This window comes from Microbacterium helvum (assembly GCF_014779795.1).
GTDB classification, from domain to species: domain Bacteria; phylum Actinomycetota; class Actinomycetes; order Actinomycetales; family Microbacteriaceae; genus Microbacterium; species Microbacterium helvum.
In genome coordinates, this window is record NZ_JACXZS010000006.1 from 24,557 (window position 1) to 43,679 (window position 19,123).

The 19,123-nt window shown below is 68.9% G+C and carries 7 protein-coding genes; 3 read left to right on the forward strand and 4 right to left on the reverse strand.

What is annotated here, in order from left to right; translation table 11 throughout:
* Nucleotides 1-412 precede the first annotated feature (412 nt).
* Entirely contained in the window at nt 413-4,324 is a 3,912-nt protein-coding gene (locus IF188_RS20540) for a sugar-binding protein (RefSeq protein ID WP_191171712.1), read from the forward strand.
* 110 nt (nt 4,325-4,434) lie between these two features.
* Entirely contained in the window at nt 4,435-7,713 is a 3,279-nt protein-coding gene (locus tag IF188_RS10275; protein WP_191171713.1) for a DOMON domain-containing protein, read from the forward strand.
* A gap of 19 nt (nt 7,714-7,732) precedes the next feature.
* Here IF188_RS10275 and IF188_RS10280 read toward each other — a convergent pair whose 3' ends face one another.
* The 4 genes from IF188_RS10280 to IF188_RS10295 all read right to left on the reverse strand — a co-directional run bounded on the left by IF188_RS10280 (nt 7,733) and on the right by IF188_RS10295 (nt 17,440).
* The gene (locus IF188_RS10280; protein WP_191171714.1) at nt 7,733-9,637 is read right to left on the reverse strand and encodes a hypothetical protein; all 1,905 of its coding nucleotides are present in this window, start codon (nt 9,635-9,637) and stop codon (nt 7,733-7,735) included.
* Nucleotides 9,625-12,327: a hypothetical protein gene (locus tag IF188_RS10285; RefSeq protein WP_191171715.1), complete on the reverse strand. Its 2,703-nt coding sequence runs from the start codon at nt 12,325-12,327 to the stop codon at nt 9,625-9,627. Before IF188_RS10285 ends, IF188_RS10280 begins: the two co-directional genes overlap by 13 nt.
* Before the next feature lie 102 nt (nt 12,328-12,429).
* Entirely contained in the window at nt 12,430-16,179 is a 3,750-nt protein-coding gene (locus IF188_RS10290; protein ID WP_191171716.1) for an Ig-like domain-containing protein, read from the reverse strand.
* A gap of 196 nt (nt 16,180-16,375) precedes the next feature.
* A complete protein-coding gene (locus IF188_RS10295) occupies nt 16,376-17,440 on the reverse strand; it encodes a LacI family DNA-binding transcriptional regulator (protein ID WP_191171717.1) in 1,065 nt (354 codons plus the stop codon).
* A gap of 191 nt (nt 17,441-17,631) precedes the next feature.
* Here IF188_RS10295 and IF188_RS10300 point away from each other — a divergent pair, with 191 nt between their 5' ends.
* The gene (locus IF188_RS10300; protein ID WP_191171718.1) at nt 17,632-19,011 is read left to right on the forward strand and encodes an ABC transporter substrate-binding protein; all 1,380 of its coding nucleotides are present in this window, start codon (nt 17,632-17,634) and stop codon (nt 19,009-19,011) included.
* The last annotated feature ends 112 nt before the right edge of the window (nt 19,012-19,123 follow it).

Below are 19,123 nucleotides of genomic sequence, written 5' to 3' on the forward strand. Positions count from 1 at the left end.
CTCGTGTCCGCCCCTTCGGGTGGCTCGAGGTGGTGTCGTCGTGTCTGGGCTTCTTCCCCGTGACCGACTTTGATCTGCGGCGCGAAGACGTTCCCGGCGCGCAATACCGTCAAGATGATCGACCACGACGTCGTGGCAATCACAGGCACTTCCCGAAGACGAGGAACCTATGAAAACCGTTCGCAGCCGCCGAGTGACCGTTCTCGCGGTTACCGCCATCGTGGCGGCAATCCTGACCGTTCCTGTGTCCGCGGCCGCTGATGACGGACTCATCGCGGTCGAGGGGGAAGCGGCTGTATCGACCAACTTCCTCCCCGGTACCACTGCTTTGACCACGGCATCCAGCGGGGCCTATCTCAAGCTTTTCACCTCGACGGCAATGCCGTCAGGCGGCTATCGCGCAACGTATGAGGTGAACGTTCCGGCCGCCGGCGCGTACCAGATGGAGCTCGACTCTACCCCCGCGAACGTCGGGTGGGCATCGCCGTTCGACATCCAGGTGAACGACGCCCCGGCCACGCCAGCGGTGCTCACCCAGGTGTCGCAGGTGACGCCGGAGATCCGCAGACATGAGGTCGCCGGCGTCTTCAGCCTCAGCAGCGGGCTGAACCGGATCTCGTTCGTCGTGGACACCCCGCGCGAACTCGTCCCGCAGAACTACACGCTGTTCCTCGACGCGTTCCGACTCATCCCGGCTCAGGCCGCTATCGCGAGGATCGGATCGGCCGCGCCCCTCAATGTGTTCGAGTCGGGAGACGCTGTGACGCTCGATGTCACGATGGACTTCGCGACCGGAGCGGATGCGAGCATCGCCTACACCGTCACGGACTACTTCGACGCCGTGGTCGCACAGGGGACGGCGACCGCGGGAGCCTTCGACGGCATCGCGCATGCCTCGCTGGGCTCCCTCCCGATCGGCCACTACCGCATTTCGGCGCAGTACGCGGACGATGAGCCGTTCACTGAGGAGTTCTCGGTCGTCACCGCAGATTCGGAGCGCGAGCGCCTGACTGACTCACCCTTCGGCATCGACGTCGCCGCCGCGTGGATCGCACCCGCCGCGAAGTACGAGGAGCTCGCCGCCGGCCTCGCCCGCACGGGCGTCACCTGGCTCCGCGACCGGACTCATTGGAGCAACACCACCAACCCCGGCCGAGATCAGTTCAACCTCGACTCCGAGTCCGGTGCCAATGCCTTCTTCGCCGACGCGTCGGAGCAGGGTCTGCGCATCCTCAGCACATACCACAACGCTCCGTCATGGACGAGGAGCACCGGAGACCTGCTGCCAAGCGATCTGCTGGCTTCGTACGCCTTTGCGAAAGAAGCTGCGGACTTCTACTCCGACGAGGTCGACGGCTGGGAACTGTGGAACGAACCAGACCACAACTCGTTCACCGCCATCTCCGAGTCACCCGACCGATACGCCGCGTTCGTGAAGGCGGCAGCCATCGGCATGCTCGACTCAGGTCGGAAGCCGTTGACTGTGGCGGGTGCGTTCGCGAATCCGGTGACCGCGTATGCCACCGCTGTGGCAGCGAACGACGTCTACGACTACGTCGATGTGTACGGCTACCACGCCTACAGCCAGGTCGATGGGACGCCGATCCCCCAACCATGGTCGGCGGTACCCGGCCACGTCGCGCTGTCAGACGCCCATGGAACCGCCACCACCCGCAACTGGATGACCGAGTCCGGCACGTTCCCCGTGGTCGCGAATCCCGGTGATCGCCTCACGCCCGAGATGCAGCGCAAGCAGGCGCGCGGGTACATCAGCAACACTCTGCTCTCGCTCGCCGCGGGAACCGACAAACAGTTCCTGTTTGTCGCGCCGCCGTACTCCGAGAGCGGCGGGAAGTACTTCGGACTGCTGACTCCCGCCTTCACGCCGAACGCGGTGTTCACCGCGGAAGCCGCGCTCACGGCAGCCTTGGGCGAGGGCGCCTACGTCGGCGCGATCCCAGGGGTGCCGGCGGGAGTGAACGCGCTCGCGTTCGACGACGGTGACGACCAGGTCGTCGCGCTCTGGTCCGAGACAGCCGCGCAGGTGACTCTCGACCTCGGTTCTCCTCTCGTCACCTCGACGGACATCGTCGGTGCGGCGACGACGCTGCAGTCCGCGGATGGCATCTACTCGCTCACCGCAGGACCCGACGTCGTCTACCTCCGAATGCAGGGCCACCAGGTCATCACGGGCGGATCGTCGCTCCGTCCAAGCGCGGCGACGGTCACTGACGTGACGCTCAGCCCGGCACAGCGGGTCGTCGTAAACCAGCGCTATCCCGATGAGATCAGCGCGAACGCGAAGAACAACGGCTATTCACCGTCCATCGATGAGAGCACCGAGATCGTGATGGAGGTCACGAACCTCAACAGCACCGCGATGACGGGAACCGCACAGGTCACCGTCGATGGCGGATGGATCGCCACAGTCAGTAATCCTGGCCTCTCGTTGCCGGCGTGGAGCTCGATCGAGGTGCCGGTCGCGCTCGAGGCGGGGCCGACGGTGGCGGCGGGCTCCCGCTCGACGATCACGATGTCTGTGGACTTCGCCGACGAACAGACCTCCGTTTCGGTGGCCACGCTGACGGTCCCCGGGACGACGAGCACGGTGGCCCGGCACGTCAGCACTGACAGCGGGGGCGCCATTAGAGTCACCCGCACGAACGACTCCGACACAGCGGAGAGGATCACCGGCGCCACGCTCACCGTCCGCACAGACCCCGTTTCCGCCTCGGCCGTCGACCTCGACACGACCATTCCGCCCGGCGCGAGCGCCGACCTCACGGTTCCGCTGCCAGACCCGCTTCGCGACGCGACAGGCGACTACGACTACGTGGTCCGGCTCGACACCACTGCAGCCGACGACCGCCCCGTCGGAGGCGTGCTCAAGCTCCTGAGCGCCGATCAATTCGCAACCGTGTCGCCTGCCGAAACGATGTCGACCGGTGCGCCGACGGCCTCTCTTCCCGCGACCACCGGGCTGGGAGGAGACCTCTGGTTCGGCTGGACTGCTGACGCGCTCGTCGTGAAGGCTGAGATCGCCGACGACGTGCACTATCAACCGGCGAGTGGCGCGAACATCTGGCAGGCCGACAGCATCCAAGTGGCGATTGGAGCAGGTCTCCCCGGTGAATCTACGTCAGCGGGATCCGAGTACGGCGCCGCGCTGGGCACGAGTGGCGTCCAGGTCTTCCAGTGGCGTGGCATGGACGGAAAGTCGAATCCCCCGACGTCCGCGGTCGCGCAGGTGCGACGTGATGACAGCACGGCCACGACCAGTTATCAGCTCAGCATCCCGTGGTCCGAGCTTGCGCCGGTGAGCCGGGACGACGGCCTGCTCAGTCTGTCGGTCGCCGTCAACGACGCCGATGATGCGAACGGACGATCGTTCACGCTGTGGGGCGGCGGAATCACGGACGCGAAGGACTCGTCGAAGTTCCGCGCCGCGCGCATCGTGTCGTCGACGGGCGCGCGGGATGACACCCCGCCGACAATCACCGGGCTTCCCGAGGACGGCGCGGTGATCTCGGACTCCACGGTCTTCGACATCGCCGCGGTGGATCCCGAAAGCGGTGTGAGCTCGTTGTCGGTCCGAATCGATGGAGCTGAGGTCGCTGCAGAGCAACCCCTGTCGTTCACGGGTCGTCCGGGGCCGCACGTCATCAGCGTTCAGGCCGCAAACGCCGACGGGCTGACCTCGTCGGTCGAACTCTCGGTGCTGGTATACGCCGACGAAGGTTCAGGGTTCGCGCCTGCGAGTGCAGCTCTCTCGTCGGACAACGGCTGGGACACCGGTCTCGACGATGGCGATTACACCATCACGGTCGACCTGTGGTGGGGCGTGAATGCGTCGGCGATCATGCTCTTCGAGAATGGGGAGCGGAAGGACACCGTTCTGCTCACACCCCGCACACCGACTGCGCAGTCTGTGCCGTTCCACGTCAGCGGAAAGCACAACGGCGACTACGTCTACACGGCGGTGCTCGTAAACGAGAGCGGAGAGACCACATCCGCGCCGCTGACCGTGCACGTCACCGATGCCGCCCCTGGCGCTCCCGTGGTGAGGATCGACAACTCCGGCGGCGACGGGACGTACACGGTGACGGCCGATCTGTGGTGGGGTACGAACGCGACGACCTATCGCCTCTACGAGAACGACGTGCTGATCGACGAAGGCTCTCTCATCGCGGCGTCTCCGCGAGCACAGCACGCTGAGACGACTGTGGTCGATCGGGCGCCCGGCGTGTACAACTATCGAGCTGAGTTCGCGAACGACAGTGGCACCACGTCATCGTCGGTGGCGCAGACGACCGTGCATCGTTGACGCCGCCATCGACCGAGCCTGATCGGGCGGATGCCACGACCCGGCGCGCCTGGATAGCGTGCCGTCGCGGGTGGCCCACGCCGCCCCGAACTCGATGAAGAGGAGCCATCATGCACACTGCGGGCACACGAGTCCGCCGCCGGCTGGCGGCCGCGCTCGGCACCGCCGCCGTCGTCGCGGGAACGCTGGCCGGCCTGGCGCCGACCGCCGCCGTCGCAGCGGATCAGATCACGGTCGAAGGCGAGAGCCCGGCCACGAGCGACTTCACACCGGGGCTGACGGCGGCGGCCGCCGCGTCGGGCGGCAAGTTCTGGCGGCTGTACACCGGCACCGTAGCCCCCGCCGGCGGCTACCGCGCGAGCTACACAGTCGACGCGCCGGCCGCCGGGCTGTACACGTTCGATGCCGACACGACGCCGATGAGCATCTCATGGGCGTCGCCGTTCCGCGTCGAGGTCAACGGGCAGACCGCAGACCTGACCCCGGTGCAGTACGGCACCGTCACGGCCGAGATCAAGCAGTACCACTACGGCACGGTCCTGCTGCAGGCCGGGCCGAACACGGTGACGTTCGCCGTCGACACGCGACGCTCGAGCTCGCCGACCTACTACACGCTGTTCGTCGATCAGCTGCGGTTCGCGCCGACCACGCTGAAGCTGTCGTCGGTGTCGTCCGATGCGCCGCTCGACGTGTTCCAGGCGAACCAGCCGGTGTCGTTCGACCTGGGTCTCAACGGGCAGGCGCCGGGCGCGGCGTCCATCTCGTACACGGTGACCGACTACTGGGGTGCGACGGTGAAGTCCGGCGCCGCGGCCATCGCGACGGGCCAGAAGACGGCGGCCGCGGTGATCGGGACGCTGCCGATCGGGCACTATCGCATCGCCGCGTCGCTCGACGACGTCACGATCAGGCACGAGTTCGCCGTCGTCGCCGACCTGCAGGGCCGGGCCGAGCACGCCGACACCCCGTTCGCCTTCGACGTCGCGGGGGCGTGGCTCATCCCGACCGAAAGGTACGACGAGGTCGCCGCCGGGCTGCAGCTGTCCGGTGTCAGCTGGATCCGAGATCGCTCGCGGTGGAGCGACGCCGTTAACCCGTCAGCCGGCACGTTCGACTTCTCGGCCGAGGCGACCGCGAACGCGTTCTTCTCGAAGGTGAGCGACAAGGGCATCTCGGTGCTCTCGGCGTTTCACTCGGCACCGAGCTGGACGCGCACGGGCACCGACAAGCTGCCGGACGACCTCGCCGCCGCATACCGCTACGGCCTCTCCGCCGGGTCGTTCTACGGCACCGACGTCGCGGCGTGGGAGCTGTGGAACGAAGCCGACGCCCCGGGTACGAACGGCTTCTCGACCGCCGCCGAGTCGGCCGACCAGTACTCCGCTTTCCTCAAGGCCGCCGCGATCGGGTTCCACGACTCCCCCTCGAAGCCGCTGCTGGCCGATGCCGGCACCGCGGGGCAGCGACGTCCCTACACGGACCTCATGGCGCAGAACGGCGTGTTGGACTATGTCGACATCCACAGCTACCACCTCTATTCGAGCGACGACGGCACCGAGAACGCGCCGACGTGGCCAGGCGTTCCCGCTCACGTGTCGCTGGTGGACGAGTACGGCACCGATGCGACGCTGCGCTGGCTCACCGAGTCCGGCGTGACCGTCTCGTCGGTCGCGCCCGCGACGCTCACCGAGCGCCAGCAGCGCGTGCAGGCGCGCGGGCTCGTCGAGAACACGCTCGTCGCCCTCAGCCAGGGCACGGACAAGCAGTTCTCGTTCGTCCTGCCGCCGTACAACGAGTCGGATCGCTACTTCAGCCTGCTCGCACGCGATTACAGCCCGAACGCCGCGTTCACGGCTGAGACGGCGATGACGCAGGCGCTGGGCGAAGCGCGGTTCGCGGGCGCCGTTCCCGGCGTTCCCGCCGGCGTCACCGCCCTCGCGTTCGACGACGGCGCCGACCAGGTCATCGCGCTGTGGTCCGAGACGGCGAAGGCCGTGGCACTCGACCTCGGCGCGCCCAGCGTGCAGCGCACCGACATCGTCGGTCGCTCCGATGTGCTGGACGCGGCATCCGGGATCTACTCCCTCACCGCCGGCCCCGATGTCGTGTACCTTCGCATGACGGGCGACCGGGTCGTCGACACTGCGCCGACGAACCGGCCTGTCACCAGCGCGTCGTCGTCGATCACGCCGTCGCCCGCACAGCGCGTCGTCGCGTCGCAGCACTTCGCCGATGCGCAGACGGCCAACTCCAAGGCGACGGGCTATCAGCTCGCCGCGGATGCCCCGACCACGATGACGGTCCGATTCGACAACCTGAACAACCAGGCGATGACCGGGACGGCACAGGCATCGGCGACGAACGGCTGGAACGTCTCGATCGCGAACGCGGGGCTCAGCATCCCGGCGTGGTCTTCGGTCGATGTCGAGGTCACGATCGATCCCGGCACGACGGCTGTGCTGAATGCGCAGGCAGATCTCACCGTGACGGCCGACTTCGGCGGCGTGAAGACCTCTCCGTCGGTGTCCAAGATCATCGCGTCGTCGACTGCGCTCATGACGAGCCACACCAGCGACGACAAGGGGGCCGATCAGGTGACCGTGACCTACACGAACTCGACCGCGGCCGAGCAGATGATCAAGCGCGCGTCGATCGCCTTCGACGGCGCGAAGACCAAGACGGTGAACGTCAATCGCAAAGTGCCGGCGGGCACGACGATGTCAGTGCCGCTGCCCGCGGCGGGGCTCGCGAGCGGAACGCACACGTTCCACGCGGCGCTGCAGCTGAAGGATGCCGCGATCAACCCCACGGGCGGATCGCTGACCATCACCGACGCGATCGTCGACGCCGTGCCCGCCGACCGGCTCGCCGGCACTGACCCGACGGCCACGATCGGCGACGGCTCCGACCTCGCGGCTGACATCACCCTCGGCTGGAGCGCAGACGCTCTGATCGTGACCGCCGTGGTGACGGACGACGTGCAGTACCAGCCGTTCACCGGGCAGGACATGTGGCAGGGTGACGGCCTGCAGATCGCCGTGGCTCCCGGGCTCCCCGGCGAGAGCCTGTCGGCCGGCGCCGAGTTCGGTATCGGCCTGACCGCGACGGGAGCGCAGTCGGTGGTGTGGCGCACGATGGACCAGCGCACGGACGGCACCACGGCGGCGGTGCCGGCCGCGTCGCGCGACGACGCCGCGCGCTCCACGAGCTATCGGCTCGAGATCCCGTGGAGCGAGCTGGCCCCCATCACCCCTGCGCAGCGACTGCTGAGCGTGTCGGTGCTCGTGAACGACAACGACGGCGACGCGCGCGGGTTCCTGGGCTGGGGCGGCGGCATCTCGAGCGGGAAGGACTCGAGCAAGTACAACGCGGTGCGCCTCGTCGGCTAGGCTGCCGGCCCTGCGCCGATCACGCCCTCGCGCCCTGCCGGTACGCGAGGGCGTGATCTCGGCGCGTCCCGACCGTCGTCCGTGCCGACAGCCGCAGCCCGTCGCCGTCGACCGGCAGCGCCAGGTGTGCGACGTCGTGGTCGAGGCGCACCGAGACCGGATGGACGGCGGTGGCGGCATCCCGCTCGGCGATGCGCAGCGACCCGGCGGCGAACGCCGTCCCGAGGTCGCTCAGCACCAGGTCCTGAGGAGTGGATGCCGCCACCCACGCGATCTCGATCGTCACGGTGCCGTCGGCCCCGCGTTCGACGAGTGCGGTGCGGTCGTCGTCGTCGCCGCACGCGGCCGCGGCGAGCGCCCAGTCGATGCGCACCGCGTCGGTCGTGACGCGCAGCGTCGTGCCGTGGGTGCGGTCGCCCACGGCGAGGGACGTCCCGTCGACGTCGACCGTGGCAGCCGCCTCGATGCCCGTCAGTGTGAACCGCACCGACAGCCCTGTGGTCGGGCGCGCCTCGCCGGGCACGATGCCGTCGAGGTGGATGTGCTCATCGCCGCCGGGGCAGGCAAGGCCGAACGCCCACAGCACCGTGCCGTCGTGCTGGGCCGAGCTGAACGAGCCCGCCGCGAAGTCATGGCCGTCGCGCACGACCGTGGCCGAGACCGATCGCATCGGCGACGTCAGGTTGTGGATGTCGTCGCCGGGCTCTGCCCAGAAGCCGAGCAGCACGCGCCGCTGCGCCCACGTGTCGCTGTGCGCGATGGAGCCCAGGGTGGCGGCAGCTGACAGCCATGTCGTCCCGACCGCGGGCAGCACCACCGCGTCGCGACCGCGCACGTCGGCGGCCGACACGCCGGCGTACTCCTCGTCGAGGTGGTGGACCTGCGAGAAGGTCTCGACGACGGTGCGGGACCCCTCGCCGAGGTCCGACAAGAGCGGGCGCAGGTCGTCGGGCAGACGGTAGTCGACCACCGCGCTGTGCGCGAGTCCGATGGCGGGACGGATGCCGGCGGCGCCGGTGATCGTCCAGTGCTCGGGGTCCACGCGCTGCAGGATGAGCCGCACGCCCTGCGGCCGCAGCTCGCCCTTGTCGCGGCGCAGGTCGGTGTCGTAGCAGCGGGCCATCGGGCCGGAGAGCCGCCCGGTCTGCGGGTGCCACCGGCGGAGGAAGTGCTCCCACGCCAGGCGCTCGAGCTCTTCGGCGAAGGTGCGCGCCGTGGGGTCGGACACGTACTGCCGGATCTCGGTGAGCGCCTGCAGCACGACGACCCAGTATGTCGGGGAGTTGTATTCGGCGAACGTGCGCTGCTCGAGGAGGCGGTCGCGCAGGCGGCGGATGCGATCGGCGGCGGCCACGGCGATGACCGGGTCGCCGGTGAACTCGCCCGCGGCGAGCAGCACGAACGATCCCTTCGCGACGATGTTCGTGTAGTCGATGTCGACATTGCGGCGGATGATCGACTGGGCGGCGTGGCGGAGTCCGTCGCGGGCGTCGGCGGCGAGCTCGGGCGAGAGCCCGGCATCGTGGCGGTACAGCACGAGCGCGATGAGCTCGCCGATGAAGTCCGCCCAGTTCCAGTCCGGCGGCGACATCTCGCTGAGCGGCTCCTCGGCCCAGTACGGCCAGACGCCGTAGGTCGCGCTCGACGGGTCGCGGTCCTGCAGCCCGAGCACGGCGCGCAGCACCCGCTCGCCGCGCTCCCTCCTTCCGGCCTCGAACAGCGCCAGCGCGTAGGTCATGCCGTCGCGCACGAAGTGGGCCTCGCCGCTCACGATCCTGGTGTGGATCGGGTTGTACGGCGCGGGCACCAGCGGCAGGTCCCATTCCGGATCGAACGCGGCATCACCCGCCTCGAGCGCCCCGGCGATCATCGCCGCGGTGAGCTCGTCCACGGCCGGCTCTGCGGCATCCGTCACGGTGTCCATCGTCTCTCTTCTCCTCGGGCACCGGGGCGCCCGATCCATAGCTTCACGGCGAAGCCGGCGTCCATCCGAAAGGTCACGGCGTCGCCATCGCGCGCGGCCTGTACCGCGCCCCACTCATCGCCGCGGTGCTGCCGCACCTCCAACTCGGTTGCATCGGCAGCCACCGGGATCGTCAGGGTGGCGTCGGCGGTGGCGCTGCAACGGAAGTAGCCGTCGGCGGTGCATTCGAGGCACGCCGAGGCCGTCGCATCCAGTTCGATGCCGTGCCCGTCCGCGACGATCGTGCGCCCGGCGGCCACGTACAGGCTCACGAACCCATCGCGGTCTCGGGATGCCACACCGAAGCGCCCCGCGAAGCGCGTACCTGTCACCGGCTCGTGCGATACGTCATCGATGCTGCTGAAGACCTCGTCGACGCGACCACCGGCACTGCTGACGCGCAGCGCGACGAACCCGTCCGCGCTGCCCAGATCGTCCACGCCGGCGATGCGCGACTCGCGCTCGGGAGCCGACTCGAACACTGCGACGAACGGCGACCGCGCGGCGTTGCGGCCGGTCTGCCGGACGATCACCGTCGGCGTCGGCCGGTCGCCCGAGTTCACACCGCGGGGGGTGACGCCACCATCACGGCTGGTAGGCGGTGCGTCGACGGCGAACACCTCTCGCCCCTCGACGCCGGTCATCCACAGGTCCGTGATCAGCGCGACATCATCTGCGATGCCACGATCGACGCGCCACGTGGCACGCCACGATTCGTCGACGCGGGCCTTTCGAGAGCGCGTGAAGAACCGGTAGCCGCTGTCGCGCGCGCCCAGATCAGCAGTCGGCGCGAGGTCGACCAACGCGCCGCGTGAAATGACCAGCACCGAGTCCCCGAGGTTATGCCACAGGTAGTCCGCGTCGTCCTGGTCGGCCCGGAACACATCGACGACGAACCCCGACGACGGCGAAGTACGCACGATCGCAAGCTGACGCCGGTGCCCGGCCGCGGTGACGTCGACGATCGAATGGTTCGCCGACACGGCCGCCGTGTTCGTGAACTCTCCGGCAGAGACCGCAGGTTCGAGCACATTCACCGCGATCTCGCCGTGTGCGTACCCCGGCACCACGGTGTTGGCACCCGCCCGGCCCGCCGAGTACACGTAGTCGTCGCTCCAGTACGACTCGTAGGACTTCGCCTGCGGCCCGACTGCCCAGCCCTGCCCGTACAGCTGGGCCGAGAGTCCGCTGGGTGTCAGATGATGCTGCAGCGGATAGCCACCGTACACGGTCGCCATCAGCGCTGTCGCCGGGTCGTTGCCACTGCGCTGCACGATGTGGCGATGAAACCGCGAGTATGCGGTGCGCAGCGCGCGACCGGCATCCTCACTCCCGTCTGTGGGCGCGGCGAGCGGTGCCGCCGCGAGCAGCTCGCGGTACGAGAGCGATGACCGGAGATAGAGCCCCGCGGCTTCCGCGTGGCGGAGAATAGTGGACGCGGCCACCGCGCCGGAGGTGTCGCCGACACTCTGTGCGTGACGGTTGAGGTGCTCGAAGATCCGGTACGGCGGCGGCCCGCCGCGGCCATCGCCGAACACGACGACGTTGCCGCGTGCATCGATCCACGGCAACTGAGCCATGCCCGCGCGATACAAGGTCGGGCTGCCCTCGATCTCGTCTATCCCGGCATCGGCGAGGAGTGCGGCGTTGTCGAGCAGGGCCGCGACCGGACCGAAGGCGTAGTGCGGCGACTCCGGCCACAGCCCCGTCGCCGGGTCGAATTGGGCAAGGATCTCGGGCAGCGCGTCATGATGAGGCGTCGAGGCCGTCAGGTAGAGACGCAGGTAGTGCTCGCGGCCCTTGCCGCCGGCGCAGTGCTCGTCGGAGTCGAGCACCAGCACGATCGGGAGCACGTTCTGCCACGTGTACACGTTCCAGTTGCCGTTGCGGTTGCCGCGCACCATCGCGATGTCGAGGAACCGCCGAAGCACTGTCATCGACAAGTCCGTCACGCTGAGCCCGGTGACCGCGACCCGCGGGTCAGGGTGCGACAGGAGGTGGTCGTGCAGCAGGTCGTACACGACCGCGGCCTGTCCGCCCATTCGATCGTGGATGACCTCGAAGTCGTAGTACCCGCCGATGCCGCCTGCCTCGTAACCTCCGGGACCGCCCAGCGACTCATCCAGGTCGCGCGGGGGCTCGACGTAGAAGGTGCCGAGCAGCCACTGCCAGTAGATGTCGGCAGCGAACCGCGCATACCGCTCCTCACCGGTCAATCGGTACAGGAATGCCGCCTCTTCGGCGAGCCCCAGGATCTCCTCGTTGTTCGTGCGGACCATGTGGCCCGTCTGCGAGTACGGCACGATCGTGCCGCGGTCGTCGCGCATGGCGCCGTCGGCGCTGTAAGGCAGACGCTCTGCAAGCGGCGCATTGCGGTGCGCATTCCAGATACGCATCGCCGGGTATCGCACCGTCGGCACGGGCGCATCGCCGGTGCCGTACGCGAATCTCTCGCGACTGAGGTGCAGGTGCGTGTAGCGCTCGCCGGGGCGCCAGAACATCGCCATGCGCGACAGGACCCATGCGGGGTCGGTCCGATGGCGGTCGGCGAACGGGTCGATGCGTGCCGCGATGCGTCGAAGGGATGCCGCGCCCCACTGTTCCGCGAGCACTATTGCCAGCCGAGGCCGCGCGGTTTCGCTCAGGAACACGCACGGACGGTGTTCGGGCTTCGTCACGGGTCCATCGTCTCTCTACGCGGTCGGGCGGGGGCCCCGTGGGGTTGTGCCCGCCCGACCGACGTGCCGGCCGCGTCAGCAGGCGCCGGCATCCTTCCAGGGACTCTTCTTGCCGACGCCCGGCTCATCGCCGCGCGTCCACCACTTCGCGGTCCAGCGGTGGCCGTGGTGCACGACGGCCGCGCCGGTGTCGTACACCCCCGACGTCGTCCACGCGCGGGCGTCGCCGGCAGCGCACGCGGTGAGCGCGCCCTCCTCGGCCCAGGCGCCGGTCGCGTAGACGCCCGGCACTTCGCTCGCCGACGCGTACCACTGCGCGACGTACACGGCGCCTTCGTACGACACCCGGTCGCCGGCCGCGTAGGTGCGGTCGGCGCTCCAGGCCGCCGGCAGGACACGGATGATGTGGGATGCCGTCACACCGGGCGCCGCGGCGGCGGTCGCTGTCACCGCGACCGTGCCCTCGGCGATCGCGTGCACGGTGCCGTCGTCCGCGACGGCGGCGACGGCCGGATCGGACGACGACCATGCGACGCCCTGGTCGGCACCCTCGGGGGCGACTGCGGCGGTGAGCGCGAGGTCGCCGCCGACGACGACGGACTCGCCGCCGAACACCCGCACCGACTCTGCCTCGGGAGCCTCGGGAGCGGCCGTCGCGAACGTGAGCGGCAGGTGCTGCGTCACGTCCTTGGTCTTGCCGATGCCCGAGGCCCATTCGATGTAGCCCATCCGCACGCCGTTGGCCGCGTCGTTCACGAGGAACGAGTACGAGAACGATTCGGATGCCGCATCCACCCCGATCTGCGCCCACGTGAGTGGCACCGTGTACGTCGTGGTCTTGGCGGCTTCGTCGCGCACCACCTCGGTGCCCGGGAGGGTGACCGCGGCCGCCGGCGACGAGAACTTGTACGTCCCCACGCCCGAGTCCAGCAGGGCGACGCCGTATTCGACGCGCGGACCGTTCGCGGCGGGGAGCCCCGGGGCGAACGACAGCTGGATCGAGTCGCCGTTGTACAGCTGGGATGCGGCGCCGGCGGGGTCGTGCGCCGGATCGGTGATGGCGGCGTGCACGACGATGCCGGCGTCGGTGCGGCCGACCCACATGGTGCCGCCGACCGTGGGCCCGGGCTCGTTCGAGAGCTGGATGAAGGTGCCTGTGGCATCGAGATCGGCTGCCGAGTGCGCATCCCCCTCGAGCACGACCGGCGCGAACGTCGTCTTTCCCGAGACGGTGCGCTGGAAGCCGTCCGAGAAGGTCACGGTCGCCGCGTAGTCGTACGGCGTCCACAGCGCGTAGCCGGTCACGTCGAAGGTGAGCACCTGGGTCGAGCCTGGCGCCACGGTCACGCTCTCGGGGGCTTCTCCGGCGATGTCGCCGACGTTCCATGTGAGGCCGTCGATCACGAGCGGGGTCTCGACGCTGCGGTTGTCGATCGACACCGCGAGCTGCGCCGAGCCGTCGTCAGCCGAGAACAGCGGCTTGGCGGTGACCGTCGCCTGGTTGTCGACCACGTTCACCGGCACGTCGAGGTGCGCCACGGCGACACCACCGCGCACGACGTCGACGCCCACCTGCGTCTGGCCCGCGGCGTCGATCGCCGGTGCCGCCAGTGTCGCGGCGGTCACCTGTCCAGGCTTCGACGGCACCCGCACCTGTGTGCTCGCGGTGCGGAACGTGACGAGGTCGGTCGACGCGTTCGGGCGCGCCGTGTTGTCGACCGTCACCGTGACGCCGAAGCCCTCGGCGAGCGCGACCACCGCCGGAGCGGTGGCCGCATACGTCGCCGCGAGCGGCGAGGCCACGTCAGTGACCCCGCCACCCGACACGTAGACCGGCTGCGCGCCGAGGGTCAGCTCGACCGCGCCGTCCTCGGGGGTGTACGTGGTGCTCGCGCCGAACAGGTCGGTCACGATGACGTCGCTCGTCGAGGCGACGTGCACGGTCTTGGGCGTCGACGACCACAGCACCCAGGTGGCCGTGGCCGCGGCATCCGCGTACTCGTAGGCATACGCACCGGTCTCGACGTCGCCGGGACCGACGTAGGCGAGGCCGTCCAGCATCCGCGTCAGCACTGCGTAGGCGACATAACCCTGCTTGGGGGCGAGCGATGTGAGCCCGTCGCCGCCGTTGCGCAGCAGGCCGAACCGGTGCTCGCGGTTGGCCGCGTCGGTGCCGTCCTCGAGCAGGTCGTAGACGAACATCTTGTCCACGCCGGCCGCCTGCAGCAGCACCGAGCCGCGTGCCAGGTACTTCGCCTGCTCGGCGTCGGTATTGATGGCGGATGCCGTCGACCAGCCGTACTCCGTCATCCACAGCGGCTTGTCGGCGCCGTCGTTGTAGTCGCGGATCAGCTGGGCGAGCTGCTTCGCCTTGGCCTCGCCGCGGCCCTCGGGAGCGTTCGGATAGTCGTAGTTGTGGACCGAGACGACATCGAGGTAGTCGAGGCCGCCGAGCTCGAAGAGCCGCGTGAACCACGGCAGATCGATCCCCGCGATCGCCGGACCGACCACCGTCGCGCCGGGCACGGCCGCCTTGATGGCCGTGTAGGTCGGGGCGAGCACCTGCAGGTAGCAGTCGGCCGTCCGGCCGCAGCGGCCGTCGTTGAACCCGATGTTGTACTCGTTGTAGACCTCGTAGTCGACATCGGTGCCGTAATGCGCGGCGACCGCCGCCGCGTACGCGGCGAACCCGGCGATGCCCTCGGGCGTGCTGGGCGTGAGGTTGTCGTCGTAGAACTTGTTGCGGTAGTCGAGGATCAGCAGCGGCCGGGTCCCCTGGGCGATGATCGCGTCGATCTTGGCATCGCGCGCGGCATCGAACGTGTAGACGCCCTTCGTCTGCTCGACGCTCGACCAGCTGAGATCGAAACGCGCCCCCGAGGCGCCGAGGTCGCCGAAGACGTCAGCCTGCGCCGGCTTGGACTGAAGGTGATCCGAGACCCCGAACGCGGTGTCGTTGCTGCCATCGCGGTCGCCCAGGACGGCGAACGACGTGTTCCGGACCACGGTCCCGGCGTCGACCGAGATGCTCAGGCCGTAGTAGCCGAGCTCGAGCCCGCTGAAGCTCAGCGTCGCCGTGCCTGCGGTGGTGGCGGCATCCCCCTCGTCGAGGGTGGTGCCGGCGGCATCCGTCAGGGTCCACTGCACCGACGCGCGGTTGCTCGCGACCGACACCTGCGCGCCGGACGCGTCGAACAGCATGACCGGCGTGCGCACGCTCAGCGTCGGGTCGGTGGGCGTCGGGGTCGTCGTGTAGTCCTCGAAGCCGGGGTTTGCGATGAGATTCTCGGTCGTGCCCGACTTCGCCATCGTCAGGTCGTCGACCCAGTAGGTGCCGGTGTTCTGCTGGATGAGTCGGTAGTTCAGGGCGGTCTGCGTGTCTGTCGTCGTGTAGGTCCAGGTCGACTTCGTCCAGTCGTACGTGCCGCCGGGGAAGGTCTGGCGCACGGTCCAGTCCGGGCTCATCACGAACTGCAGCGGTCCCGATGACGGGACGTCCTGCGCCTTCGTCCAGGCCGTGAACTCGTACGTCGTCGATGGCGTGACGGTCACGGTCTGCACGACGCCGCCATAGACGTTCGCGGCCTTGGGCGTGGTGTCGACGAGTCTGAGGGCGGCGGATCCGCCGTGCCTGGTCGTCGTGTCGGCGGTGCTGGTGACGTCGGCGCCGCCGTTGATGTACGCCTTCCACGAGGCGAACGTGTGCGATTCGGCAAGGCCGGCGTGCGCCGGCAGCGGATTCAAGAGGGATGCCGCGAGCGCGGCGATCCCGATCAGGGCGGCCCAGACCGTGCGCGTTCTCGCGCGGGCAGCGGTGTGCTCCATGTGTACTCCCTCGTACAAAAAGTGGGGTGACGTGGTGAGTGCAGCTGTTGAGTCATGACGTTGATCCAACGCTTTCCCAACAGACGGTCACCGACGCTAGCACCGCTGATATGGAGGGAGCAAGCCTCTTTCGTATGAAATGCGAAACCGCTTGCTCAATCGGTGGCGATTCCGCTGGATTCCGCGTCAGGACACGTCAGAGCAGGTGATCGATGACGGCGAGCAGGTCGTCGGTCTTCGACCGCGTGGCGTCGTCATCGGGAGCCACCGTGGTGCGGCCCACGTAGAGCGTGGGGGTGATCGCGGAGGTGCCGGCACTGGTCGAGGAGGGGTCGATCAAGAACTCCGCCGCAGCACTGCCGAGCGCGCCGAGGTCGGGGTCGATCGTCGTCAGAAACTCGGTCCTGCGCCACTTGGGCTCCTGCAGGAAGTGGTCGTGACCGATGAGCGCGACGTCCTCCGGGACCCGCAGTCCGCGCGAGCGGAGGCCGGCGAACGCACCGTACGCGATCGGGTCGTTCGCGCAGAACACGGCGTCGAACGGTTCGCGCCCGTCGATCAGCTCGGTGGCCGCACGGTAGCCCCACTCCTTCGACCAGTCCCCCATCAGCGGTGCACCGGTCACCAGCTGCAGCCCCGCCGCGGCGATCGCGTCGGTGAACCCGCGCGAGCGCTGCGCCGAGCCGTACTCGGTGCCCTCGGTGATGTGTGCGATCCGGGTGCGGCCGATCGACAGCAGGTGCTCGGCCGCGACGCGCCCGGCGGCGTAGTCGTCGGGCAGGAACGAGCGATCGGTCGCGGCGTCCGACGTGCAGAACGCGTACGCGACGGGGCACGAGATCTCGTGGGTGATCGAGGGGTACGGGTAGTCCGGGCCCGAGCCGATCACGAGCACCGCGTCGACGCGTCGCGCGTCGAGAGCCCGCACCTGCTGGCTGCGCAGCCGGCGGTCCTCCTGGGAATCGAGCACCAGGGTGGCAAGACCCGCGGCCGCCAGTCGACGCTCGGCGCCCCGCAGAACCATGCTCGAGAACACCTCGGAGCCATCCTCGATGAGGATGCCGACCAGTTCGCTCTGGCCGTTGGCGAACGAGCGGGCGAGCGCATTGGGGCGGAAGTCCAGCCGCTCGGCGGTCTCGCGGATGCGCGCCCGGGTCTCGTCGGAGGCGCGCCCGGTGCCGTTGAGCACCTTCGATGCGGTCGACAGCGACACGCCGGCCGCAGCCGCCACGTCCGCGAGCGTCGTCGCCTTACGAACCATCACGGCCTCCCGAAAACCTCGTACGTCGGCAGTCTAACGGTTTCCCAGATCACTCCCGAAGAACGACGCGGAATGTCGGATCCATAGTTGACAAGCCGGATCTCGCTGTGCATCATGAGGTGGTCAAGCGGTTTCCCACTCCCGGAGAGACATCGCCTGATCGCACCAGCGACCCATACGAAGGAGTATCCATGTTGCAGCAGACCAAGCGCCTCTTCGCCGGCGTCGCCGCCGTCGGCCTGGCGGCGGTCGCCCTGACCGCCTGCTCGCCGGCATCGTCCGATGCAGGCTCGACGCCCGCCGCAGACGAGAAGGTCACCATCAGTGTCTCGGGCTACCCCGGCAGTGACAAGCCTGACAGCCGCAAGATCTGGGACGACCGCATCGCACTGTTCGAGGAGGCGAACCCGAACATCACGGTGGAGCCGACCGAGACGAAGTGGGACCCGACCACGTTCTCGGCGCTCGTCGCGGGCGGCACGCTGCCGACGGTGATCGGCGTGCCGTTCACCAACATCCGGCAGCTGGTGAGCAACGGCCAGGTGTACGACATCACCGACCTCATCAAGGGTGACGACGTCCTCGAGTCGCTCAATCCCGACGTGCAATCGCAAGCAGTCTTCGACGACAAGACCTACGGCATCGTGTCGGCCGCGTACACACTCGGCCTCATCTACAACCGTGCCCTGTACGAGCAGGCGGGGCTCGACCCCGATGCCGCGCCCACCACGTGGGATGAAGTCGCCGAGAACGCTCAGAAGATCACAGAGGCGACCGGGCAGACCGGGTTCTCGATCGCGACCACGCAGAACTCCGGCGGCTGGCTGCTGACCGGCATGAGCTACGGCTTCGGCAGCCTGATCCAGAACGAGGACGGCGACAAGGCCGAGGTCGACAGCAAGGGCCCGACGAGCGCCCTGGAGTTCCTCGACGAGGTGCGCTGGGACAAGAACGCCGCCGGGTCGAACTTCCTGATGACGCAGGACGACATGCGCACCGCCGTGGCGGCCGGGCAGATCGGCCAGACCGTGCTCGGGGCCGACGTGTACAACGATCTCGTCGGCAACCGCGGCATGAACGGCGCCGACCTCGGCATCGCCGGGCTGCCGCAGGCGTCCAAGGGCCTCGGCACCCTGGGCGGCGGCACGATCCAGGTGGTCTCGCCCAAGGCGACGGCGGCCGAGGCTGCGGCCGCCGTCGAGTGGATCAAGTTCATGTTCCTGCGCGCCTTCACCGACAAGGACTTCGCGATCGAGACCGCGAAGGCGCGTGCGGCCGAGAACCAGCCGGTGGGCGCCCCGCTCGTGCCTGTCGTCGACGAGGACCAGTACCAGACCTACCTCGGCTGGATCGCGGACTACGTCGACGTCGATCAGGAACAGTTCACGCAGTACTTCGACAGCCTGAAGGAACTCGCGATCGTGCCCGAACCGCTGACGGCGGCGCAGGAGACGTACGCCCTGCTCGACGCGGCCGTGCAGAAGGTGCTCACCGAGCAGGGGACCGACATCGCGGCCACCCTCGACGAGGCGAACACCCAGTCGCAGGCGCTCATCGACCAGGCGCAGTAGGCGCATCGGCACGATCCACGAAGCGGCGGGGGGGGGGCCCGCCCCCCCCCCCCCCCGTGCCGGGGCGGGGAGAAGAAGTCCGGGCAGGATGCCCCGCTGGTGCCGCACAACC